Source organism: Vibrio sp. Of7-15 (genome assembly GCF_022347565.1).
GTDB lineage: Bacteria > Pseudomonadota > Gammaproteobacteria > Enterobacterales > Vibrionaceae > NORP241.
Window position 1 is genome coordinate 129,157 of record NZ_JAKRGH010000011.1, and the last position, 25,992, is coordinate 155,148.

Sequence of the window (25,992 nt, forward strand, 5' to 3'; positions counted from 1 at the left end):
CTTATTTGCCAGCTGTTGTTTTTTTAAGCGACTTTACCGTATAAATTCATAGTTACTTATTACTCTAATAGCGATTTATTTTATCTAATGGATGACAGATGATCTTTACAGAATTAGCAAAACGACCAATTAATGGTGTTAATCCTGCGGGCTCCAACCCAAATGACACGGACGACTTTTTAAACTTAAAGCGTCAAATAAATAAAATGAATGCCGTTACGGCCTCTTTTTCTTGGCGAAAAATATACAGCTTGTCCGAAAAGATTCTAGCAAAATCCAGTAAAGATTTTCGGTGCGCAAGTTACTATACTGCTGCAGCAACACATATTAACGGGCTTAAAGGCCTAGTTGATGGCCTGCAAGTACTTCATGATCTGTCCGTTATATACTGGCATTCTGCCACACCTGAGCACCACAAAGAAAAAGCGAGAATCGATGCCTTTGCTTGGATGATTGAGCATACTGAAAAGAATCAAAAAAAGATAAAAATAAAAGAAAATGATTTACTTCTGATTGAATCAGGCCATCGCCTAACCCTTAAAATAGATGAAGAACTCAAGCTTCATTATGGCATTAGCGCCCCATCTCTTGGCCCCCTACGTCGCATTTTTTCAACTTGGATAGAAGAAATAGAAGACCTAAAAGAAGCGAAGCGTAAAAAGAGCGCCCCTATTCAACAACCTCAACAGCAGCAAGAACCGATCAAATTAGATTTGAGCCTTACTAACGAAAAAGTTGAGCCACCTATCAGCAAAAAAATTGAAAAACCTGCACCACCTAAAAAAGAAGCGCCTGTTGAATCAACAAAACCTACAACATATATTTTTGGTATTGTTTTGTTATTAATATTAACATTTTTTGCAGTCCAAAAAACTCGTGAATATTATTATATCCATGAAATTGAACAATCTAACGCTCATGATCTGATTAAGACGTTAAATAAAGTTCAAAAATTTGATGATGAACTGAAACTACAATTAAAAGATGCTTCTCTGCGTAAAACAGAGAGCATGGTTAATGATTGGACAATAAACCCAGAACTTATCAGTCAATCAAATGAGCTTCGTGTCATTGTAAATAAACTCATCGAAATATACCCAGATTCTTCCATCGCACAAAATATACATAAAGATTTCGAGCGCTCTGAAGCGACGCTTACGACTGAATTCAATACATTATTTTCTCAATTTAAAAAGTCTCGCACCGTTATCGCGAACGCTTATAAAGAAACCGAGACCAAAAATTTAGCTCATGCTTATAAATTGAGTAATACACTGTTCCCTCTTTTAGCTCGCTTTGAATCAATAACAAAAGATTATGATTCAGAACAAAAGATAAAAGCTCAACGATTACTGAATATTTATCAGTATCAATTAAACAACATAACTGAAGGTTCAGATCAGAGACCTTTAAAGGATGAATCGTGAACGATTAAAAGTCATTCATCTGGAACTCTGACTTAGCATCGCACACGATGCCAAACGCATTTTAATTTGCAACAATGATAATAAAAGCCTGATATGAATATTTTGAAGTTTTATAAAAACCCTATTGCTCTTTCTGTAGTACTGACATTAGTGATTGCTATAAGTTTTAGTGTTACAGCGATATATGTATTTAATGTTGATATCTTTTCTCCTCTTTTTTGGGGACCAAACCTTGCGCTAGTGGGTTTTCTCATTTTATTCAATTCAGTTCTTATTTATCGTCGCAAACAAGTAACAAAAGAACATATCGTTGATACCGAAGAAGAAAGCCTGACGGCCTCGTTATCCGCTTTGATCGCGAAAACAAAGAAGAAGCCTATCTATCTATTGTTAGGAACAAAGGGGGCGGGTAAAAATGCTTTACTCAACTATTCAGGTGCCATTAAACCCATCGATCGCAAAAGAACAGTTCAAACCGACTTTTTCCTCTGGATGGAATCGGATGATGCTATCTACGTAAAACCAAATAACCGCTTAATTTATCAAGAACAATCAAATACCGATGAAGTCCTATGGAAAGCGTTTATCCAACAATTCATCACCAGTAACCCAAGAAAGCCACTTGCTGGCTGCTTGCTGTGCTGTGACTTAGAATATTTGATCACTCATGAAGATGAGCAAGTCGAGTACACACTAAACCTTTTAAATAGTCGATTGATTCACATTGTAGAGTCCATCAGCTGCTCTCTGCCACTGTATTTATTTATGACAAAAATAGATAAATTACATGGCTTTAAAGAGTACATGTCAGTAAGCCCAATAAAATCTCAAATCGAGCATTTAACGATTCCGCTTCGTGATGCCAAAGGGGCAATCAATGACTTCTTTAACGATAGCTTTGAAAATATTGTTACTAGCTTAGAAAAACACGTTCTTGAGTGTACGTCTAAGCTCATGGATACCGACGAAAAACAAGCCGTTATTTCTTTTCCAAAACAATTTGAACTGTGTAAACCAGAAGTACTTAAAACGCTAAACTTCATTAACAATATCAATAATGGCATGTATTTCATTGACTTAAGGTCTATCTTCTTTACGTCAAGTCTTCAAGGTGGCCGAAAGTACAATTTATTAGCCAAAAGTTGCAGTAACTACTTTAATTTGCCTATTATCGCTTCCGAGTACACTCAGCTTAGTGAAACCCCCTACTTCACTCGATTTGTCATCGATGCCCATGTTTTACCGGAAAGTGAATTTGCTGGTGAAAATAAACGACACCTTCAAAAACTAATTCGTAACAGCCGCATCGTCTTTGTTTCATGTACCGTTGCCACAGTGTCTATTGGTTACCTGTTATTCCAAACTCTTAATAACAATCTTTTTGTCATCAATGATCTCATCGAGACTAATGGCATTGAGCAAAATATTGATAAAGTTAACTTTAATAATGAGTTTAACACCACCGTAGCCACTATTGCTCCATATTATCAGGCTTGGATCAATGCCAACGACAAGCTTGAAAACGAACTACTTACGATGAAAGTCAGCAAGGTGGAAGAAGTCACAAAAATGGCTCACCAACTGTTAATGACAAAGATTGAGCAAATACTTATTCCTTTAATCGAAAAAAGTTTAAGTAAAAAGCTGGTCGATAACCCTGCTAACTACGTAAGCACGTTAGATACCCTAAAAGCGTACCTAATGCTGTCCGAAGTGGACAAAAGGGACACAACTTACCTTATCAACCAAATAGAGCTGACATTACGTAAATCAGCTCGAGATCAAGATAATGTTGATAAAACACTAAAATTCTTAAATGCCTACATGCAGCAAGATTTCATGCCTGTAGCCATTAACATGGATCTTGTGCGCTCAACACGACGCCATTTACTTTCTAAATCAAAAATCGACATGGTTTATGGTCAGATCTTGGCTCAAGCCCAAGAAAATGATCTGGGTGAATTAAACCTACAACGCGCTGTTGGCTTTGAATTTAATGATGTCTTTAGTGATCGTGTGGATAATAAAATTCTAACTATCAATAAAGTATTTACATCGACAGGCTATAGTACTTTCTATCGTCCACGCTCTGAGCTACTTTCAAAGCAAGTGATTACTGATAACTGGGCTCTTGGTCTTTCAAATAACCTTGTTCCTTCTGATAAAGAACTACAAAGCTTCACTGCGGATGTTCGTAAAAAATACACCGATGACTATATCAGTTACTGGCGTAATGCCCTCAGTGAAATCAAATTGCGTGAGTTTAATAATATTGTCGATTTAACAAATACCATCGACCTGATGTCTGGCCCTTCCTCGCCACTGACCACAGTATTAAAAGAACTCTTTACCAATACCAAGTTTTCTCCAAATGAAGATCAGCTTGCGCTGTTAGCGGAAAAAAACACCCTACTTGAAGCCGCAATTGAAACTGCAAAAGAGAAAACAGAAGAGATTGTACAGCCCGATTACATTTTAATGTCTCGAGTAGAAAAAGCCTTTGAGATCGTCAACCAACTAAGCATAAGTGAAACTAAAAATTCACCAACGCCATGGGACCAAATCATCGAGTCTCTGAGCAAAGTTAGAACTTATATGAAGGATATTACTGATGCACCTAATATCCAAATTGCAGCCTTAAACGCCGCAAAAACTCGAATGCGTGGCACTCAAGCGGATCCATTAATTCGATTAAAACAAATTGCCCAAAAATCGCCTGAGCCAATCAGAAGCTGGTTATTAGATGTGGTAAATCAAACTTGGAGATTACTACTGGTTGAAGCTCAAAAAGGCATTCAAGACAATTGGTACAGTGAAATTTACAGTGAATTTCGTAATGTTGGCTTAAATCGTTACCCATTTAATAAGAAAAGCCCTGAAGATATTTCTTTAATTGAATTTGAAAAATTCTTTGCACAAGGCGGAACATTAGATGCGTTTATTAAGAATAACTTAGCGCCTTTCTATGATACAAATTTATGGCAAGCGAAGCGTGTGGATGGAGAGTACCTACCACTCTCACAAGAACTTATAGTACAATTGAAAAACTTCAATACAATTAAAAGCACGTTGATCGACCATACAACAAACACATTTAACGTACCATTTAGTATTAAAGTAGTTGACCTCGACTCAAGTGCTATTCGCGCAAATATTGATATCGCAGATCAATCAATTAGTTACTATCACGGACCAAGTAAGATTAAAGAACTTACATGGCCACCATCAAATGGTAATTTTGATGTGAACTTAACAATCCAAGATATTAGCAAGGAGGGTAAACAACATACTCTAGCAAAAGAAGGACAATGGGCCTTATACCGTTTATTTGATGAATCAAATCTTACAACTGCGCCAGATGGTGGCTTCATCACTGAAATCAAAGTTTCAGGGCGTGATTTGACAATCAAGGTTAAGCCTTCAGCACCAAAAAACCCATTTACTTTAGTTGAGCTATTTAATTTCACAATACCTGAAAAAATAAATATCTAAAAAATAGCCGCAATAATTAAAAATAATAAACAAAGACAGAGGCAGTTATGATCGGCAATAACATTGAATCGTTAGACAAATTAGATCGAAAAATCGTATCTTCATTGCTCTCTAACGGACGCGAATCTATCGCCAATTTATCACGTCATATCGGTTTATCGCGCACAGCAATCGCTGAACGCATTAACAGGCTAGAAAGAACAGGGATAATTAAAGGTTATACCGCACAAATACGATTAGATAATGATGAGCCGCAAACAGCTTGTTTTCTACTGATCATGTGCGGTAAAGGGCAGAAAACGAATGTCTGTGAGTACCTTAAAGGTATTCCGGAAATTAAACTAAGCAGTATTGTTGGAGGAAGTTTCGATATTATTGCTTTAATGGAAGCATCGTCATTACATAAAATCCATATGCTATGCGATGAAATTGAAAATATACCAGGTATTGATCAGCTGAAAACAACGGTTGTGTTGCATCAGCCGATCAATCGCTAGTCTGTTATGTTTCTCCTATGATGATAATTTCTTCATTATGGCCTTGATGATTTCCTAACCACAGTGTTTGCCCGAGTATATTGCCCTCCCCTCTGCCAAGATTGTTGGTGGGTAATGACTCGGCTGTTACTTCTAATTTGAGATCCCACGCCATGGGATCTCTTAGAATAAAGCGCATTAATTCCTTCAATACATTGTAACCAGGTGCCCCTGGTAAAAAATCCACGTATTGCTTAAAGTTCAACTGTTTAAAGCATAAGTTAAATTTACCGGTCACATCGAGAATGGTACTGCCCACATGGTAGTCTTCTCCGAGAGTACAATTAGCCCTTCCTAGGTTATTTCGTTGAACTGGCGCAATCGTCACTCTTCTTAACACCCACTCTTCAATGCTGACATCATCTAAACCAAAACAATGGGCAACAATACCTGAAACTAACTTAGGTGAACGGGTACGCGTCGATAACTGACCAACATAAGACAAGAGCTTAGCGCGATCTAAATGGTTAGATTCACTCTCTTGAATGTCTGATGATAAGCCAACAAAATTAAATAACTGAGAGGAAAGAGGATCTTTCGCCCCACTTTCATACAAAATATGATATCTGTACTTCTTCCAAATCTGATATAAAAACGACAAATGGCGATTATGAAAGAAATCAAAAAAATGACGAACCGGGTTATCCGAATCCTCACGACCAGCCAACTTTTCACTATACGAGCTTGGTAACGGTGAGTTAGTACCATGTAACCCTGAAAAGTTCACTTCAATTCGAGTGTATTCTGTATTGTCACGTACCGACTGAGTCACACCTCTAATATCGCTTCGAGGGAAACCCAGCTCAGGTGAGATAGCAAACTCGATTTGCTCATCTCTTGGGTACATGCCGGCTCCAATACGCTCAAAGCTGTTCTCTGGTTGCTGACGATATTTTTTTTCTAAAAGATAGACAGCTTGAAAGAACGAGAAGTCATGATTGTCTTTATAAATATCACTAATCATATCACTGTCTGCTTGCCTAGTTGGCTTGGCCAATTGTATACCTCACCATTTTGCTCATTGACCACTTCAAACTCCGTAAAAGAGTTAATGCTCGCGTATAACGTAATGAACTCGTTCAAAATAGAAGATAAAAGATACATATCCCCTTCATTAGCAAACATATTTGAATCCATTGTCATGCTAATTTTTATACCGCGTACTGCAACGCCACGATAGATGCGATCAACAGGTTTCATTTGAACACCTTTGATCCCATCTAAACGCTGTTTTGAAGCCCTTTGTGTCTGCCTATCAATCCTAGAATGGAAGTCATAGGTCCCTAATAAGGTTTTTAATACGTCAATATTACTCAGTGACAAGTAGTTGAGGGACATATTAGCAATCAATTGCCAATGCAAGCTGCCATCCAACTGAGGACTAACAGACGGTGTTGGCTTCGTAATGTTTGTAAATGAAGCATAATTAGGCGATTTGTGTGTGGTATAAGTGATATCACCTATAGACAACCTTTCCGGCAACTGTCCATTACTGCACACCAGCTTCATCAATACGGTTTCCGTCGATAAAGAAGCAACATCCGTATTATGTGAGATAAAGGAAATGTAAAAATCTAACCCTTTTCCCGAGATGCGCTCTGCCACTTTGGTTTTATAAAAAGCTTCCTTATCGCTACTTCCAACTTGGTGTTCAAACGACTCAAAAGGCAAAATGGTCTGTTTTCGACGCTCTTTTTTACTCCACCCTTCTACATTCTCTACCGAATAGACTTCAAAGTGATCCTGCTGACGGCTCTGAGGGCGAACTCTGTATTCCGTCTTTTTCAAATCGTAATTCAGTGGATCGGCATCTTTATCAAAGAGATTCACCGTCGGTGTACAATGCAGTTTGAAATGCTTATCTTTGACAATCACTTCTGATGGAAGCGCACGATTGAACACAAACGATAGTTTCATTGTATTTCGCTGTGGAACGCCTGAAATCCACTCAAGACCGCTTACATCAAAGAACATATATTTTTCAGGTAAAGCAAAATATTCTTGTAAGAAACGATAACCAGAAAAAGAGTTTTCACTGTATGGCAGCAGCGCTTCACCATCATCAAAACCAACCTGCTTCACCGATTTGGGTGATAACGTTCGAGTGACACCACCACCTAAATCGACCTCAATACGCTCCAAATAGCGAAAGAGCCATAAATACAGCAAACGAGAGATGTGCAGCTCGCCATTGATGTAAAAGCGTAATTTATCTAAACCAATTCTTGATAACTCTGTCCCGTGTTCAGCGGCTAGATTAATAGAAATAGTTGAGCTAGAACGCGTATTTTCTTGAGTGATGGAATTAATTTCAATTGGAAATAGATCAACATCATAACAAGTATTAAAAATACATTGTGTTCCTTCTACTTGCTCACTCCCCATTTCGGCACCAGACTTGACTGTCGTCTTTTCAGTAACGCTACCAACATGCGGGGTCAGCTCTGCTATGCACATCGAAGGGATCGAACGTGTATAGTGCGGCCATAACAAAGTCATCAAGGATTGAGTTAGCTCTGGTAACTCATCATCCAGCTTTTGACGTAACCTACCGGATAAGAATGCAAAGCCTTCCAGTAAGCGCTCTACGTCTGGATCATTGGTACTTTCAGATAAAAACTGAGTCAGCTGGGGGTGATGCTTAGAAAACTCATGACCCGATTCTTTCAAATAAGATAATTCATCTTGAAAGTATTTATTTGTATTCAACTTAAGCTCCAGTTACACATTAAATTGGCCATCTACACCCATAAAAACATCAATGGCTAGAGGGACTTGATTTCCGTTATGGAATATCTCGCCTTTGATAGCGAAATTTAGCTGCAGAGGGTTATCATTTAAAGGCTGATAAATAACATTGACATTTCTAATTCGTGGTTCAAATCTTTCAATGGAAGATTTTATATTTGCACGAATTTCTCTGACTACGTTTGAATTATTCGACAAAACATCATTGAAATCCGGTAAACCATATTCTTGGTCTATCATCGCATTCCCAGAATGCGTATTCAGTAAATCGGCTAAATGCAAATGAATCGATTCAATAAAGTGTTTATGAGAGACAACCCGTTCGAAGCTGTTTTTACTCTCACCAAGTTCAATTCGTTCGAGTAGCCTATATCCTTTTTCCATCACTAATTTTCCATAAAACAAGCGGCAACCGAAGTTGCCGCAATAAGATCTTAGTTTTGATCTAATTTACCAACTAGTGATAGATCAAAGCTCGCACCCATGTATTTGAAGTGCGGACGTACTGATAGAGACACGCGGTACCAACCTGGATCGCCATCAACATCAGATACTTCTACGCGTGCAGCACGTAGTGGACGTCGACCACGAACTTCTGCTGGCGGGTTTTCCTGATCAGAAACGTACTGACGAATCCACTTGTTCAACTCAATTTCAAGATCTGTACGCTCTTTCCATGAACCAATTTGTTCACGTTGTAGTACTTTGATGTAATGAGCTAAGCGGTTAATGATGAACATATAAGGCAGCTGCGTACCTAGTTTGTAGTTCATCTCTGCTTGCTTACCTTCCGGTGAGTTACCGAAGAACTTTGGCTTCTGAACAGAGTTTGCAGAGAAGAATGCCGCGTTGTCTGAACCTTTACGCATTGTTAGTGCAATAAAGCCTTCTTCAGATAGCTCGTATTCTCTACGATCTGAAACTAAGATTTCAGTTGGGATCTTAGTTTCAATTTGTCCCATAGACTCAAAGTTATGAACTGGTAAGTCAGAAACCGTACCACCACTTTGTGGACCGATGATATTTGGACACCAACGGAATTTAGCAAAAGACTCACTGATCTTCGATGCTAATGCGTACGCTGAGTTACCCCATAGGTAGTTCTCATGGCGATCGGTAACCGTTTCGTTGTAGTCAAATGCTTTGATTGGGTTGTCTTCAACAGAGTAAGGGCTGCGAAGCATTAATCGAGAAGCACAAAGACCTAAGTAACGTGAATCTTCATGCTCACGTAGGCTACGCCACTTAGTATATTGAGGGCCTTCAAATACCGATTTCAGATCTTTTAGGTTTGGTAGCTCTTCATAGCTATCAAGACCAAAGAATTGCGGAGAAGCCGAAGTAATGAATGGAGCATGAGACATAGCACCAACATTCGCCATGTATTCCATTAACTTCATGTCTGGTGATGCCGCAGAGAATTGGTAATCACAAATTACCGCACCCACTGGTTTACCACCAAATTGACCGTATTCGCGAGTATAGATCTGCTTGTATAGACCAGCTTTCACAACTTCAGGTGCATCGTCGAAGTCTTCTAGTAGCTCATCTTTTTTCGCAGAGATCAGCTCAATCTGAATATTTTCACGAAAATCAGTATGGTCGACTAAGTATTTTAGTCCTCGCCACGTTGATTCAACCGCCTGAACTTCTTCTGAATGCAAAATCGCATCCACTTGAGATGACAGTTTTTGGTCAATTTCTGAAATCATAAGATCAACCAAAGATTGATCAACTTTTTCAGATACATTTTTGCTTAGTAATTCTGAAATAAAGGCTTCTACACCACGTTTAGCAACATCAAAACCTTCATCTGTTGGCTTTAAACGTGTTTCATTTAAAATACTATCTAATAGTGAGCCAGATTCAGCTACCGCTGCTTCCTGCTCAGGCGCTTGAGCTTCCGTTGTCATTTTTACCTCTAACCTTCTTTATCTTCGCCGATGTTTAGTTCAGCAAGTAGCTTGTTGCGAGCTTCTTCGTCTTGCAGTACTTGTGCAATACGCTTACGGAATGCAGGTGCATTACCAAGCGGGCCTTTAAGTGCAACTAATGCTTCACGCAGTTCAAGTAGACTGTTTAGTTCAGGTACCTTACGAGCAACCGCTTCTGGAGAGAAGTCACTCATGTGGTTGAACGTTAAGTCCACACCAAGCTGGCTGCCTTCTTCTTCAGAAAGACGATTTTCAACATTTACTTTTACGTTTGGTGCATAGCCATCAAGCACGTCGTTAAAGTTATCTTTATCGATATTAATTGGTGTACGATCTTCAATTGGTGTCTCATCAGCACGGGCTGTAAAATCACCAACTACCATCATACTTAGAGGCAGTTCAACCTCTTCACTTGCGTCGCCTGTCGCAGGTACATAGCGAATATTAATACGCTCTTTTGGCGCAACTGAGCCATCTCGTGACATAATTATTCCTTACTGTTTATTGATCGTTTGTAGCCAAACCTGATATTTCTCTGGCACCATTTCATCTTTATCATACAAGTGACGTAAAATAGACAATGCGAGATCATCAAATTGTCTGCACAATTGGGGCTCCCAATGGGCAAGATTCATTTCTATACGTGTTGGCCAGTTCATTTCTAGATGCGGTAAGCATAATTGGTATAAACCAGCACGTTGGTAAACTTCTGTTAGCTGTAAGTGATTAATAAAGCTACTCCGGCCAGAGCCGTCATTATTGAATAACTGAGAGATCTTAAAAATCACTTCACCGATATTGTCAGGCGTTACAGTGTCCAGCGAGAACTCTTCAAGCATATCGACTTGTGGAGAAACTTTAGCCGCTGATTGTTCTTGCAACCAAGCAAGTGTCGCTTCATCAGCAAACGGTAAATCATCACTAAAACACAGCTCCTCAAGCCCAGGCCATTTCTTCACCACACTTTGAGCTTCCTGCTGCACCGCTTTTGCAGCGTCTGAATACCCTAAGTGTTCAAGCATATCGAATTGCAATTTATGCCCAGTAAGCCAAAATGGTGAATTCACTAGGCTTCTTTCTAATTTCTTAATTAAAGAGGCACAGTCTTCACTTTTACTGCCCTCTCGATATTCCGCGCATTGATCAGCTGAAATAGGCAAACGTAATGGTGTTTTTTTACCTGATATGACAGGAGGTAATTCATCCAGCTCATGCCAAGTAACAAATCGATAAATTCGATAAGCCAGAGGACTTGAAGCATCCAGAGACAATAAATATTCAGCGGTGCGCTCAAGGGTTTTTCTTGCTTCACTAGACGATGAAAAATCCGTTTCAAAATCAGGCTTTGCCGCCACCTTTTTAACCACAGTAGCTTTAGGCTCTGGTGCCGGAGCCACTTCCACAGGGGCTGCAGGTTTAGCCACTGCTGGCTCTACCTTTGGCGCTTCTTCCGGAACGGGCGTTTCAACAACACTAGCGGCTTCATTCACAATCGGCGTATTATCTACAGGTGCCGAGTCACAAGGCTCTACTCGATTAGACGCAGTAACTAGGCCATCTCTTACTGAAAAGAAACTTACCTCACTGTCTTCATAATACTCACTGATTTTGAAATGAATATCCTGACTCAATTTAGCCGCGTTATTGATGGTTTCAAGATCGTCAGAAGTCAGTTCAAGTTTAGAAATAACACTCTCAAGTTGGCTAACTAACCACTCAAGTGCCCCGTCTCGGCCACGTTTTCTTTTCGGATAAAGGCCAGAGTGAAATTCCTCTAGTGTTTTATCTAATAAAGCAAGACCATTCGCGATCCCTAGAACAGGAGCTTCTTCAATCCAAGCACGAATTAAGTAGCACGTGGCTTTCAAGTCTTTACTGTAGTTAATAATGACATCGGCAGCATTGGTTTTCACAATGTTCCAGTCAACGGTCTCACCAAACAAAGACCCAAACTTTTTAACTTCAACTTCCATGACTTCATAGCAAAATTCATACTTAGAATCTTCACCACAAGGAGAAGCATCTGAAATAGGAACCAAAAAGTCATCAATGCTCGGCAATGACATGTTAAACCTCAGTAATATTAAGCGCTTTGTTGATACTCATTACGCCATCTAATTTGTTATTGATGTACCCTTGTGACAGTTTTTTAATCACTTTTTCAGACACATCTTTTCTAATTTGAATTTCTTTTTCTGGAGATATTTTTTTGATGTCATTGAAAGCATTTTTAATCACATTTGGATTATAGGAATACTCACCATCAAGAGCGGTATAAATAATATACTCACTGCGTGCAATAAGCAGTTCATCTTGTTTTAGATCCAACTGTTCATTGCTTCCAAATGTTGCTTTGGTGTTTTCAATCAGCTTAATAGCGCGAGTATATAAATTACCTTCCGCAAGCTCATCTGCCCTTTTCATCGATGCTAGCGTTATTTCATTAGCCAAAACATGAGAATAATAAAAAGATTCTGCCTGTGATCTTTCCCAAGCGTTTCTAAGGTATTTCTGGACTACCTCACCTTTTCCTTGCTCAATAGATAAAGCTAATTCAGAAGGCTTTAGATCATAACCTAAAGAGTAATTTTCCATCGACTCAATGGAATTACCAACGTTAAACATCAAAGATAGCATGATTTCTTTCGTGATCTGGTCAACATTCACTCCAGACTCAACTAAATATTCATTCAAGTTTGAAACATTGCCTTTTATTTTTGTTAAATTTGCATGTTCCGTTTGATTGTATTTTTGGCGTTCAGTCACCCACTTTTCATGCTTTTTATATCTATTTTCTTCTGACTTATTTTTCAGAGCATAAAAGTGCTCAATGGCCTTAATGTCTTCCTGGCTATCAGGCGATGCTTCAACTAGGGGTAAGTTATGCAAATTCGTGATTTTTGTATCCGCAGACCATGGATCAGCCGAAAAAAGTACGCTAGAAAAGTGACTTGCCTTTTCTAAAATCGCCGATTGTGTCTGTACACTGGTGTCCTCGGCACTTGGCCCTAACATGTCAAAGTTACGATCAAGCAGTAACACAACGAAAAGAACCACAGCAGAAACGAGTGTCAGCTCTAAGTATTTCCAGCTATTGACCATCTCAGACTTCACTGAACGAGTCTGTGCTAAAACGAGATCTGCATTACGTAGGTTTTTAAATATCGGAACGCCACCCCACTCATGCTTAATGTCAATCTGACCTAAGGTCTGAGCAAAAGTAATGGGGGAGAAACCATGATTTCTCGGCTGAAGAATAACTTTGGTAATAAGTGACCACACATGTTTCGGAATGCATTTTGGTCGTTTACTGCCTTTGAAGTCTTTAATGAAGCTAGCATTTGATGTTGTACCAACAAACAGATGATACGTCATTACCGCGAGGGAAAACACATCATCTTGTGGGGTTCCATCACCATGCTTTACATAGTCTGGAGAGGCATACCCTAGACTTGCTTCTATAACGGTATTTTTTTCACCAATATATTGAGCGGCACCAAAATCAATTAATTTCAAAGAATCGTCTTGAGAAATAATAATATTGGATGGTTTTACATCTAAGTGGCACACACCATTCAAATGCATGTATTCAAGTGCACCCGCTAATTGATAAACCAACCACGCAATATGATCATGCCTAAACCCTTTCTCTTTATATCGTTCTATTTTACTGGATAGAGTTTCACCATCTATCCATTCGCACATAAAATATGGCGTATTAAATTCACTGCCAGTTTTTATAAAGCTAACGATATTTGGGTGCTGACAGATTTCAATCTTAGAAGCTTCATTAACGATTAAAGAAGTACTGGCTTTATTATTTGCATTACTGACCGTTTTACAACATAACTGCTTGCTAGGATCGTCTTTTTTTGCCAAGTGGTAAATAACTGTGTCACGTTCTGGCTTAGTTATAATATCTAAGATATCAAACTGAGAAAATAAGATCTTTTTAAAATCAGGGCGTCTTGATAGCTCTAGATCTAGCTTACGCTGCTCTTTTTTCTCAATTGCTTTAGTAACAAGAGAACTAATTACATTGGAAGTCGAGCTTTTTTGTTCAGACAAAACGATCCCTTTGAATAACACAGTAATAGCATATTCCACCACTTTACATTTTATGGTGTCATGTTATCAATAGGCTATTATTAAAGGCTCTTTTTGAAGGTTAGTTTAGGCATTTTGACTATAAAATACATCGAAAGAAAAGCCACCGTTTATTAAAACTCACACTCTATGTTAGAGACAATGAGCGACCATACTTCGCTGGCATCACCATAAACTCTATTACAATGGAAAAAACACTGAATAGACTAAAGTTTCACCTAAGGGGCGTTTTCAGGGTTCACCTGTGGAACAGAACCAGATTAAGGGTAATGACCAAAACTGTCACTATCAATGCTAAATAACTGAATAAAGATCGCTTTTCTTCATAAGATTTAAATCATAGCTGGAGTTCTGGCCAATAAAGAGAGGTTAGATTATTGTTAACGAGGGCCTGATTTATACACCATACTTTGAAATCGTCATGATGGCTCTTGTCCCTCGGTCGCCAAAAAGAAACAAAGTTGAGCACATTTCAGAAGACACTTCATTACTGGCTAATGTGAGCGTGGTTAAACTGGAAGCATCCCCAAGGTTCCCCCACATTTCATTAATTAAGTTTACTGCTTCAGGGTTCGGAAATAATTCGCTTCGAGCACCGATAGCAAAACCATAATCCTCAACATGATGGCGTTGATTTGTCATATCACTATATATATAGCCAAAATTGGTACTCGTTTTGCCATTAACCCTAGCTAATCGAGAACAAGCTCGTCCATCATCTGCTCGCCTATCGATAAAAAATGAGTCCACTTTTGATTCCGGTTGCAATTTCAAAGTATCAACCACCGCGCGCTTGGTAAACACTAAGCCAACTCCACCTTCGCTGGGTATGATCCCCCATGGGGTTTGGCTTGAAAATAACAAACGCTCTTGAGCATATTCATCAAATCGACGAATAGGATCATCTATAGCAACACACAATATCGCATCATGGTCGGTGATCTCATTTAACGCATACTCAAGGAATTGATTTCCCTTTTCTTGTCTTAGGCTTACATGAGAAATGTATTTACTAAACTCGCTCTTTTCTTTCCAGTCGGCTAGAACGGCATCTGTAATGCAATCCGGCAGCGTTATATATAAAGGCAATGGCTTTAAATTAATGGTCAATTTACCCATTATGTTAGTCATCACCATATCCAATATAGCGAAGATACGAGAAACGCTTTCTTCCTCTGCAATAAATGGGATCCTCGCCACCGTCTTCATTTGCCCATCAACACTGTCTTTTTCAGAGTCAAAGTTCCCTAGGTCAGCTTGATACACAGCCCTGGCCAAATCTAAATTAAAGCCAGTTGGAACAACTACATCTGAACACAAAATATATCTATCTAGCAAAACTAAACCTCAAGTGACTTCACTATTTTTGTTGATGCCAACAAATGCTCTCTACCTTGACAAGGGAAAGCAGCAGACCAGCACGCAGCGATCATTTCTTCTTCAGTATCTATAAATACCGTTTGTAAATTCATCGCTTTGCTTGTCTTGTGCTCTTCATCAGAAAATGAGGCTTCAGCCCTAAAATGATCTTTTGGTAAGAAAAATGACAAAGCATCTTCATGTGAGAAACCAGAAACTACAAATCTCTCTCCTCCCAAAAGAAAGCCATCACATTGCTGATCTAGTGGTGCCGATTGATAAAATTGCTTATCGAAATCTTTGGGGAATAAAGGGCGACGTTCATCAAACCAACGTTGATCAAACGTTCCCGCATAACGAGAACGCAACTGACTAAACACAGGTAAAGGCCCAAAGCCGGCTACCCGAGTTTTAAGGGCATAGGCGCTCCAGTCTTCATTAGGATAGAAAACAGAAGGTATATTTTGTTGCATTAATTGGGAAACCTTATCATCAACACCGCACCCTAATCGGTTACGTTCATCGTTTCCACCCATTGCATGTGATAAATCGATCTCTTTCTCTATGAACGGGGCAGGCACTGAAGGAAGAACGCTTCCAGCTTGGCTCACCCACTGTCTATCCCCTTTGATCACCAGTGATTTATCAACATGCCCTTCCACCAAGAGCCGACAATGATGTTGTGTAGCCGAGCGCTTTAGAAGCGTTCGCGCTTTACCGTGCAAAATAATATCAGTGTTGGTTTTCTCGATAGAAAAGTCATGATCTTGTATTAAGCTGGATAAACCTGGCTCTCCAGAATACACAGGATCGTCAAGAACCTCTGGATGAGTTGTTACTTCGTGCCATTCACCTTTTGTATGCTGCCAAGCTTTTTTTAAGCATACAATCCACACTTCGTGACCATTCTTATCACGCTGAAACCGCCCTTTTACTGAATAGGGATAAGCGCACTCAATATCCCACAATTGCATGACGACTCCTTAGGTTAAAACGTTCTTTAGCCGCTGCGTTCGCTTTAAAGCGCAACAACGACGGCATTTGTTTTTCAGGCATCAAATAAGGGCTCCATGGAAAGTAGGCTCGTGAAACAATGCATAACTCTTTCCAGACCCATAATCTAAGCTCAGCATGAATATGTGGGCTCAATAAAACGTCCACCGAAGATTCAAAATGGATGCGCTTGCCAAGCCGTAATTTAGATCCCCCACCATAAGAAGATTGCTGCCACCATTCTACTAACAAATTGATTGCTGAATCATATTCGATATCAATACCTAGCTGATTTGGTTGCAAAGGCAGTTGCTCACCAAACATAACGTAAAGTGTATTCACCCATTGATCGATCGTATTTTCATCTGCACTTTTTAGGTAAGTTAAGATATCAGCAACTCGGGATGTATCCCCAGATAACGCAAATACTACATGCGCAAACTCATTTGCTATCTCTATTTTACCCGTTAAATCTTCAACTTCAGGGAGTTCAAGAACCGTGGCCCAACAGACCATCTCAGTGTCCATGTTCTGCTCGGTATTGATATAGAGCTCACGAAACCATGCCGTTCTATCACTACGTACCAAAATATGTGAAAACAAATTGTCTTCTGCCTTGGTATTTTCAAGTAGCCATTCCACATTATCTGCAAGATTCTTGGTCGCTAGGTACTCATTAGCACTGTGTTGAACGTCTCGTCGTTCATTTTTCAGCAATAGTTGTACATATTGAGTACTCAACTCATTTTTATCTTTCTGGATAGAAAAACAAAACGGTGAAAATTTAGTTTCTCCATGCACCATCAGCTCTAGTGAAATCTGCAAACCAACCGATGGAGAAAGATAGGCTAAAGAGCGCCACTCCTTTTCACCCAGAAGATCTATCCATAACAGGCTGTATTGGCTGCTTAACTTATCCACCTTTTCTAAGGCAAGGGATTGGCACATCCAAACGGCGGAGTCTGGGTATTCTTCCGCTAATAAATAGACATAACCTGGATCAATTTTAAATAATTCGACTAACGCATTTTCTACTTTGTGAATATTCTTTTTTACTAATTTCCAATATGGCTGGCTTTCTTGTGGTAACCCTATACTCAACTGACGTTTTAACTGTTTTACGTAGAACGACAGCGCTTCTCCCGCTAGGGTCGCTTTTTCTTTACAAAAAACAGAAACGGCGGATGAATCTTCATTCACCCGCCCAATAGCTTCGTCGACTTTTTGTTTCAGAAGATTTAGATCTTCTTCTGAGATTTTTTTTATTTCATCCTCTTGATGAAGAATCATCCCATGAGTCATGTTTACCTTAATTTATTGATACTGTAGAACCACGAATAATCTGAGCTTTTTCAGCCTGACTGGTAACATATTTCGCGTTTGTACTGACCCGGCCATCACGGCCACTGTAACGAGTCGAAGTTTGGCCACTTTTTACAACAAGCTCTTGCTCGGCTTCTAAAGTGATGGACTTAGCCTTTATTATCAATTCATCGCTTTTGTCTAACAATGAAAAAAAGACATCCGTAATAATAGGAAGATTAATATCACCACCAATGAATTCCACCCGGCATGCAAATTCATTATCAATGGCTAACTGCAGCTCAGAGGCGCTAAATGCACGCCCTAATCTCGCATTAATAGGCATATCATAAGGATTTCCTTCAAAATCAATGCGCACACTTTGGTTAGACTCATTAATTGATACTATTTTGCCAAACCGAGCTAGGGTGATAGCACCCTCGCCCGCATCTTCACGGCTTGCCTCAAGGTTTACCGTTTCTTTATTAGTTGATTGCAACTTTACCGCCTTTAACAACAACTTTATCACTGCCTTCTAGTGTGATGGAAGAGCCTGATAGTTTAATTGAACCATCGCTGTTCATGACTAACTGAGCGCCACCCGTTTTTAACACTATTTTATCACCACTGATAATTTGTGTGGCTTTATCTGCATTAAAAGACGTATTACCAGTAACAGCAACCGTTAAATTACCACCAACTTGCGTGTTATCATCCGCACTAATGTCTGCGGTACGTGAAGCACCAACTTTTAAATTACTGTTGGAACCAACATCCAGGTCATCATTTTTTCCAATTTTCGATGTTCTGTTTTCACCAATATCTAGCGTACTATTCTTAGCAACCGACTGCGTTTCATTGGCGTTATAAGTTACAGTCACATCTTGTTCAACCGTTTCAGTAAAGGTGCTGTTTACTTGGGTTGTTTTATGGCCATGAATGGTTTCTTTATGATCAGCCTGAACCTCATTGGTTTGGTGGCGTCCTACTTTCAAAAATTCATCGTTACCGATATCACGAAAACGGTTATTGAGCACTTCCGTAGACATGTCTTTTTGAGCGCGAATGTAAACTTCTTCTCGGTTCGCCTCATCTTCAAAACTCAGTTCATTATACCCGACCCCTTTATGGGTTTGTGTTCGGATGGTCGTACGAGTTTTATTTTCCGGTAAAGAATAAGGAGGAAAATGCAAACCGTTATAAACAGCACCGGTAACCAAAGGACGATCGGGATCCCCATCCAAAAAGTCGACAATTACCTCATGACCAATTCGTGGTAAGTAGACTGCGCCCCAATTCGGTGCGGCCATTGACTGACTAACCCGGATCCAACAACCTGAGTTTTCGTCATTTTCACCATAGCGATCCCAGTGAAATTGCACCTTAATGCGCCCAAGTTCGTCCGTGAAAATTTCCTCTCCCGCAGGACCAACCACCACAGCGGTTTGTGGACCATCAATCACAGGGGCTTTCATCGCTGGTGCTCGGAAAATCACATCTCTAGGAATACAAACAAAGCTGTTTTCATAAGTGGTCGGCATACCACTGTTTTCATCTTCATGGACTTGAGGATCATGACCTGAATGATGAACGCTCACTAGGGTAAAGTCGCGGTTTAGGGCTTCACGAGGATGACGCTCAAAAACAGCAATATAACCCGGTGTTAAGCGCATTACACAGCTTTGACCTTCTATTTGACTATTATCAACCACGTAATCAGATAGGTTATAGCCAACTTCAGCTTGCCCAGATGCAGGGTTTGTGTACCGGCCTGGGTAATCGTAAAAAGCCAGATCAGTATCAATTAACCCACTTGATGTCACTTCTTGAGGGATCTGAGGGTAATTGTAGTTATAATCGGATTTCGTCACTTCTCCGGTTTTAACTCTGTTCACACTTTCTAAATTAAAAATATGCTCACGATCAGCCACACCCCCACCATCGGCATGATAAATGATCGGCCCATCGGTTGATGCATTTTCAGCCGTGGTAGGTAAATCCAATAACACATCATTGTTATCAACAATGACCATGGTATGAACTGAGTCGGTATGCTCAAAGTAGTACCACATTCCATGTTGCGCCATTAAACGCTGGATGAAATGCAAATCACTTTCTCGATATTGAAGAATATAATCGTGTGATAAATAAACCCTGGAAAGCTCTAAACGATAATCTGTAACCCCTGCTCCATCTAATACTTCAGTAATAATGTCACTGATGGATTTTTCCTGGAATATACGGAAATCTTGTCGCTGAGATAAGAACCAGGCCTGAGGAACAAGAACGAGCTGGTATCGGCTAAAACGACGACCTGTTCCTAAAAACCTCACTTCACTGATCACACCGTGAAAAAAACGAGCGGTGCCTGTGCCTTGGCCGTTTACTTTTAAGATAGCTGGCTGTCGAATTAAATCATCAAATTGGATATCAGCATCAAGTGAAAGCAATGACAAATTGATTTCGAATGGCTGCGATAGTCTCTCTTGTACTTGGAAGCTTTCCACACGGAACTCGTGTTCTGCGCCTTGTACGTCAAATTCAAAGTGAACTGCATTTATCATAACTTTTACCTGATACAAATAACGACAAAGGGCCAACTAATTGGCCCCTGTAAACTAATTCGCGATTAAGCTTCGCGAGGAGCACGCCAGTCGTCGTTACCAGCCGTACCACATTTCTCGTGTGTTACTTCGATTGCACGGTAAGTCAACTTAAGTACTTCTTCAACAACACGGTCAGCAGTCACTTCATCTTTACAGTGAGCCATACGAGTTTGAACGTCAACCAATAGAGCATCGATTAGTTTGATTGAGTAGTAGTGCTCTTGCTTACCTTGTACAGAAGTACGGTAGAAACGAATCACACACTCAGGAAGTTTCTCACCACTTACAAGTGCGTTGAAAAGTAGTGGAGAACTACGGTCTTGTTCTTTAGTCACGATCATTGGTTTGTGAACACGTTGACCAGTAGGCTGACCACTTTGAGGATCACGTGGAACCGTTAGGATGTGATCAAGTTCTTGAACTAGAAACTCATCGATGTGCGCTTCTTGCCATGTGTTACCTACAGAGTCAGCAGAGTAAACGTCTTTAGTGATGTGGCCTTGAGTTTCACCCGTAATAGACATATAAGCAGGAGTTGGCATAGTGTTATCCTTATTTCTTAATTAATAATATTTTTCAAAACGAAATCGCTAATCACTGCGATGATTAATATATAGCACCATCCGTGCCAACTTTTAAAAACCTTTAAAATCAAAGACTTAGTTAAAATAACTTATTTTTAACCCTAGCCTAAAAACAATTACTTGGATATTTTAACAAAAAATTGGAAAAAAAATATATTAATCCATTTTTCATTGAAAATTTATCATATAGATGACTAGAATAAAGAAAGAGAACTTTTCATAATTAATCATTTCAGATCAAATAAAACAAAATAAGTTATTTCACCTATCAAAACCGTCATTATGAAATATAAAAAAAACCTTTTATTTAACTAAGGAAAGTTTTAAAAGTCATATTTAATATATATGGTTTTATTTAGCCTAAATATAGCTTACCAAACACGGTTGCTTAATAAGTTAAATTTCTACTTCGTCTATAATGGCCCTCTTTTTAATATTACGAAGTAAAGACATGATAAACGTAAATCTATCCTCTCTGATTCAGCGTCTACACCCGCTTGCTAAAGTGGCTTTAGAAGACGCAGCAGCCCTAGCCGTTTCTGAGCGCTCCGCAGAAGTTCTTATTGAGCATTACTTTTTAAGCTTACTAGAGCGCCCAAGTAATGATATTGATGTGCTTTTAAATCATTTTGATTGTTCAGAAAATTTATTACGTCAGTCTATTAAATCAAGCTTAGAGCGCTGTGAAAAAAGCAGCAGTGGAAAGCCAGTATTTTCAGCACTACTTATTGAATGGCTGCAAGAAACGTGGTTAATGTCTTCCATCGATTTAGGGCAAACTCAAATCCGAAGTGGTGCTCTGCTACTTGCGTTAGTCAGTAACCCACTTCGTTATGGCCAGCATTCATATTCCTCTCTTTTAGAGAGCATTAATGCAGAAAACCTAAAACGTAACTTTACCGAGCTAACCTCTTCTTCCATCGAAGCGCAAGTCGCCAGCTCAGACAGCGAAGATTCACGTCAAGAAGGTTCTGCACTCAGTAAGTACACCATCGACTTCACTGGCAAAGCACGCAACGGCGAGATTGATCCGGTTTTTTGTCGCGACCGTGAAATCCGCCAAATCATTGATATTTTAGCGCGTCGTCGTAAAAACAACCCAATTGCCGTGGGTGAGCCTGGTGTTGGTAAAACTGCCGTTGTTGAAGGCTTAGCACTAAAAATCGTTGAAGGCGATGTGCCAGACATTCTAAAAGGTGTCGAGCTATTCGGCCTAGACATGGGCCTACTTCAAGCCGGTGCTAGCGTTAAAGGTGAATTCGAAAAACGTCTAAATGGCGTATTAGATGAAGTGAAGAACTCACCAACGCCTATCATCTTATTCATTGATGAAGCGCACACCTTAGTCGGCGGTGGCAACCAAGCGGGTGGCAGTGATGCAGCCAACTTATTAAAACCAGCGCTCGCTCGTGGTGAAGTAAAAACCATTGCTGCAACTACTTGGTCTGAGTACAAAAAGTACTTCGAAAAAGACCCTGCTCTGGCTCGTCGTTTCCAGCTTGTTAAACTCGATGAACCATCACCAGAAGAAGCGGCTCTTATCATCCGTGGTTTACGCCCTGTATATGAAAAATCACACAGCGTCTACGTTCGTGATGATGCCATCTCTTCTGCGGCGGCTTTATCTTCGCGTTATATTTCTGGTCGTCAACTGCCGGACAAAGCCATTGATGTATTAGACACCGCTTGTGCTCGTGTTAACATCAGCTTAAACGCTACCCCAGCGCCAATTGAAACCCTACAACAGCAAATCGCCGCGTGTAAACGTGAACTGCAAGGTTTACAACGCGATGAACAACAACAAACGGGCGATAAGCGTAATGCTGCTTTGATCCCTGATCTAGAAGAACAAATCGCTGAAAACACCGAAGAGCTAAAAACCCTTACCAGTCAATGGGAAGAGGAAAAAGCGCACATCCAAGAAATGATTTCGTTACGTGAGCAGCTTCATGCCATCACTAACCCTGAAGAAAATCACGCGAACGAAGCAAGCGAAGATGATGCAGCACTAGCGGAAGAGACATTAACAGAGCCTGAGCTTCGCCAAGCCATTCACGCTTGTCATGAAAAACTCGATGCTTGTCGCGGCAATAACCCACTTGTTCATTTCGAAGTTGGCCCAGAAGAAGTTGGCCAAGTTATTTCAGATTGGACAGGCATCCCAATGGGTAAAATGCTGCAAGATGAATCGGCGACTACCCTCAACCTGAAAAGTTCATTAGGTGATGAAATCAAAGGGCAATCTTTTGCTATCGATGCGCTAGCACAAGGCATTCAAACCGCAAAAGCAGGCCTAACTAACCCAGATGCACCAACGGGCGTTTTCTTACTGGTTGGTCCAAGTGGTGTAGGTAAAACAGAAACCGCACGTGTGATTGCTGACCAACTGTTTGGTGGCGAACGCTTTATGACCACCATCAACATGTCTGAATTCCAAGAGAAACACACCGTGTCTCGTTTGATCGGCTCACCTCCAGGTTACGTGGGTTATGGTGAAGGCGGTATGTTAACAGAAGCGGTACGCCAACGCCCTTACTCTGTTGTTCTGCTTGATGAAGTAGAAAAAGCCGATCCTGAAGTACTCAACCTGTTCTATCAAGTATTTGATAAAGGTACGCTAAACGATGGTGAAGGCCGTGCAATCGATTTTAAAAACACACTGATCTTAATGACCAGTAACCTAGCAACACAAGAAATCGAAACCATCACACAACAAACACCAGATGTGGATGCAAGCACGGTGGCAGAAGCCATTCGTCCAACCCTAAACCATCACTTTAAGCCAGCTCTGCTTGCTCGTATGAATGTGATCCCATTCCTACCGTTAGCAGACGAAGCAATGACGGCCATCATTCACCACAAACTGAATAAGTTAAGTGAACGCCTACAAAACAACCACAACCTGAACTTAAGCTACGACGAGCGGTTAGTTGAGTTTGTGTTAGGTAACTGTCGCCTAAGTGAAACGGGTGCCCGTAACATTGATGCAGTGATCAACCGTCAGCTATTACCACAGCTTTCAACCCAACTATTAACTCAAGATCGTGATGATTCACACACCACCATCACGGTTTCAGTTGATGAACAAGGAAACATTGAGTATGCCTTCAGTTAATACTGGAGAACTGAATAATGCTCTACTTGCTATCAGCCACTCGTTGGCTGATAGGAGTCAATTGGCGTCCACCATGGATGCCATTTTGGCTGCTGCGCGCCAGCTCACTTTAGCCAGTCACGGTATTATTTATGTTCTGAATCAAACAGGAGAAGCGCTGGTTCCTACAACAGTTCATTATAAGGAAGCGCCCTTACTCCAACACCCTTGGACGCCTCTGGCTCTTGAATCGCTAAAAGAAAACGATCCATTTGGTTATGCAATCACAACAGGTGAAGTCGTACTGATCAATAACCTTTATGAGTACAACGGCTACGATTGTGATGCCATCTACAATGCAGAACAGGCACTTGGTTCTAAAAGCGTAAATTTACTGGTGTGGCCTTTAAGTGATCATCAAAAACAAACGGTCGGATTACTGGTTTTATTCGATCTTAATGTTATTGATGATGAACAAAGCCTCAGCGTATTTACCAAACTGGCCGCAACCAGTATCCGACAAGCTGTTTTACTAGAACAATATGGCAGTTCAATGAAGGAATTAAGCGCAGATAACAAAGCACTAAGTACGGAAAACAAACGATTAAAGCAACGTAAACAAAAAAACTACAACGGCCCTATTGCCGAAAGCGATGAAATGAACGAAGTCCTTTCTCGCTTACAACGAATTCTCGCTCTCCCTGTGGATGTTCTACTGCGAGGAGAGACCGGCACAGGTAAAGAGGTGATCGCCAAGTACATCCACGAGAACTCGGATCGTGCAAAAGCGCCTTTTATTGTTCAAAACTGTGCCGCCATTCCAGATCAATTACTCGAATCTGAACTGTTTGGCCATAAAAAAGGCGCTTTCACTGGCGCTGACAGGGATAAAGTGGGGCTTTTTGAAGCTGCCGATGGCGGGACGCTGTTTTTAGATGAAATTGGCGACATGCCATTGTTACTGCAAGCGAAGCTACTGCGCGTACTGCAAGAAAGAACCTTACGCCCTATAGGCAGTAATAAAGAAATCACCGTTAATGTACGAGTGATCGCTGCAACCCACTGTCATCTAATGGAAAAGATTCAGAACAATGAGTTCAGAGCGGATTTATTTTATCGACTGAATGTGTTCCCGGTCACTTTACCCGCTTTAAGAGAGCGTAAAGCCGACATTATGCCGCTATCAGAACACTTTATTACCATGACAGGTAAAAAGCTAGGCTTAGAGCAATTGCCCGTGCTTACTCAAACAGCCAAAAAGCAACTTATGGATTACGCATTTCCAGGTAACGTGCGAGAGCTGCGTAATGTCATAGAGCGAGCTGTTTTATTATCTGATTTCATCAGTATTGAAAATGTTGAACTGGGTGATGAAAACATGAACATTACAGCACCAGAACCAAAAACGTTCAACCCAGAAAAAACCGCCACCTTTGGTGACGAATCGCCTATAGATTCCTCGTCTCCTGCATCGTTAAAAGACACGGTGAATAACTACGAGCGCAGTGTGATCATCGACTTTTTGAAAACAAACAACTGGCAAACAAAAAGAGTGGCGGAGCAACTTGGGCTACCCATGAGTACCCTCAACCACAAAATGAAAAAATACGCGATTAGCCCTTCTAATTAACAGCCAATAAAAAAACCGCCGAAAGGCGGTTTTTTTATTGGCATAATTTCCTATATATCTTAAGGCTCGATGGTGAAGGTACGCGTGACTTCTGTTGCCGTTGCTCCCAGATTATTGTCCCCGCGGACTGTAACCACTACAGCACCGTCATCCCAACTGCTGAGATCTTCTGCTCCTAAT

General features: G+C 40.3%; 18 protein-coding genes. 5 read left to right on the forward strand and 13 right to left on the reverse strand.

Annotated elements, in window-relative coordinates; genetic code table 11:
• Positions 1 to 98 precede the first annotated feature (98 nt).
• From MHO82_RS13550 to MHO82_RS13560, 3 genes are all read left to right on the forward strand, one after another.
• Entirely contained in the window at positions 99 to 1,427 is a 1,329-nt protein-coding gene (locus MHO82_RS13550; protein WP_239184487.1) for a type VI secretion system ImpA family N-terminal domain-containing protein, read from the forward strand.
• A gap of 93 nt (positions 1,428 to 1,520) precedes the next feature.
• On the forward strand, positions 1,521 to 4,919 hold the full coding sequence (gene tssM / locus MHO82_RS13555) for a type VI secretion system membrane subunit TssM (RefSeq protein ID WP_239184488.1): 3,399 nt from the start codon (positions 1,521 to 1,523) through the stop codon (positions 4,917 to 4,919).
• Between the two features lie 47 nt (positions 4,920 to 4,966).
• Complete coding sequence (locus MHO82_RS13560) at positions 4,967 to 5,416, forward strand: Lrp/AsnC family transcriptional regulator (protein WP_239184489.1); 450 nt, start codon at positions 4,967 to 4,969, stop codon at positions 5,414 to 5,416.
• A gap of 4 nt (positions 5,417 to 5,420) precedes the next feature.
• Here MHO82_RS13560 and tssG read toward each other — a convergent pair whose 3' ends face one another.
• The 13 genes from tssG to MHO82_RS13625 form a co-directional block, all read right to left on the reverse strand.
• On the reverse strand, positions 5,421 to 6,419 hold the full coding sequence (gene tssG / locus MHO82_RS13565) for a type VI secretion system baseplate subunit TssG (RefSeq protein ID WP_239184505.1): 999 nt from the start codon (positions 6,417 to 6,419) through the stop codon (positions 5,421 to 5,423).
• Positions 6,416 to 8,164, reverse strand: coding sequence for a type VI secretion system baseplate subunit TssF (gene tssF / locus MHO82_RS13570; protein ID WP_239184490.1), 1,749 nt, complete (start codon positions 8,162 to 8,164; stop codon positions 6,416 to 6,418). The genes tssG and tssF overlap by 4 nt, the downstream gene beginning before the upstream one ends.
• A 12-nt stretch (positions 8,165 to 8,176) precedes the next feature.
• On the reverse strand, positions 8,177 to 8,587 hold the full coding sequence (tssE, locus tag MHO82_RS13575) for a type VI secretion system baseplate subunit TssE (RefSeq protein WP_239184491.1): 411 nt from the start codon (positions 8,585 to 8,587) through the stop codon (positions 8,177 to 8,179).
• Between the two features lie 50 nt (positions 8,588 to 8,637).
• Positions 8,638 to 10,116 (reverse strand): type VI secretion system contractile sheath large subunit, encoded by a 1,479-nt coding sequence (gene tssC, locus MHO82_RS13580; protein WP_239184492.1) that lies wholly within the window; start codon positions 10,114 to 10,116, stop codon positions 8,638 to 8,640.
• Positions 10,117 to 10,124: 8 nt separating this feature from the next.
• The gene (tssB, locus tag MHO82_RS13585) at positions 10,125 to 10,622 is read right to left on the reverse strand and encodes a type VI secretion system contractile sheath small subunit (protein WP_239184493.1); all 498 of its coding nucleotides are present in this window, start codon (positions 10,620 to 10,622) and stop codon (positions 10,125 to 10,127) included.
• Between the two features lie 9 nt (positions 10,623 to 10,631).
• On the reverse strand, positions 10,632 to 12,203 hold the full coding sequence (gene tssA / locus MHO82_RS13590; protein WP_239184494.1) for a type VI secretion system protein TssA: 1,572 nt from the start codon (positions 12,201 to 12,203) through the stop codon (positions 10,632 to 10,634).
• A gap of 1 nt (position 12,204) precedes the next feature.
• Positions 12,205 to 14,205, reverse strand: a complete 2,001-nt coding sequence (locus MHO82_RS13595; protein ID WP_239184495.1) for a protein kinase — start codon at positions 14,203 to 14,205, stop codon at positions 12,205 to 12,207.
• Between the two features lie 435 nt (positions 14,206 to 14,640).
• Positions 14,641 to 15,582: a hypothetical protein gene (locus MHO82_RS13600; RefSeq protein ID WP_239184496.1), complete on the reverse strand. Its 942-nt coding sequence runs from the start codon at positions 15,580 to 15,582 to the stop codon at positions 14,641 to 14,643.
• 2 nt (positions 15,583 to 15,584) lie between these two features.
• Complete coding sequence (locus MHO82_RS13605; protein ID WP_239184497.1) at positions 15,585 to 16,577, reverse strand: DUF2169 domain-containing protein; 993 nt, start codon at positions 16,575 to 16,577, stop codon at positions 15,585 to 15,587.
• On the reverse strand, positions 16,558 to 17,898 hold the full coding sequence (locus MHO82_RS13610; protein WP_239184498.1) for a hypothetical protein: 1,341 nt from the start codon (positions 17,896 to 17,898) through the stop codon (positions 16,558 to 16,560). Before MHO82_RS13610 ends, MHO82_RS13605 begins: the two co-directional genes overlap by 20 nt.
• A 7-nt stretch (positions 17,899 to 17,905) precedes the next feature.
• The gene (locus tag MHO82_RS13615; RefSeq protein ID WP_239184506.1) at positions 17,906 to 18,331 is read right to left on the reverse strand and encodes a DUF6484 domain-containing protein; all 426 of its coding nucleotides are present in this window, start codon (positions 18,329 to 18,331) and stop codon (positions 17,906 to 17,908) included.
• A 52-nt stretch (positions 18,332 to 18,383) separates the two neighbouring features.
• Entirely contained in the window at positions 18,384 to 20,462 is a 2,079-nt protein-coding gene (gene tssI / locus MHO82_RS13620) for a type VI secretion system tip protein TssI/VgrG (RefSeq protein WP_239184499.1), read from the reverse strand.
• 65 nt (positions 20,463 to 20,527) lie between these two features.
• The gene (locus MHO82_RS13625; protein ID WP_239184500.1) at positions 20,528 to 21,046 is read right to left on the reverse strand and encodes an Hcp family type VI secretion system effector; all 519 of its coding nucleotides are present in this window, start codon (positions 21,044 to 21,046) and stop codon (positions 20,528 to 20,530) included.
• 493 nt (positions 21,047 to 21,539) lie between these two features.
• Here MHO82_RS13625 and tssH point away from each other — a divergent pair, with 493 nt between their 5' ends.
• Positions 21,540 to 24,203 (forward strand): type VI secretion system ATPase TssH, encoded by a 2,664-nt coding sequence (tssH, locus tag MHO82_RS13630; protein ID WP_239184501.1) that lies wholly within the window; start codon positions 21,540 to 21,542, stop codon positions 24,201 to 24,203.
• On the forward strand, positions 24,190 to 25,812 hold the full coding sequence (locus MHO82_RS13635) for a sigma-54-dependent Fis family transcriptional regulator (protein WP_239184502.1): 1,623 nt from the start codon (positions 24,190 to 24,192) through the stop codon (positions 25,810 to 25,812). The genes tssH and MHO82_RS13635 overlap by 14 nt, the downstream gene beginning before the upstream one ends.
• Positions 25,813 to 25,992: the final 180 nt, after the last annotated feature.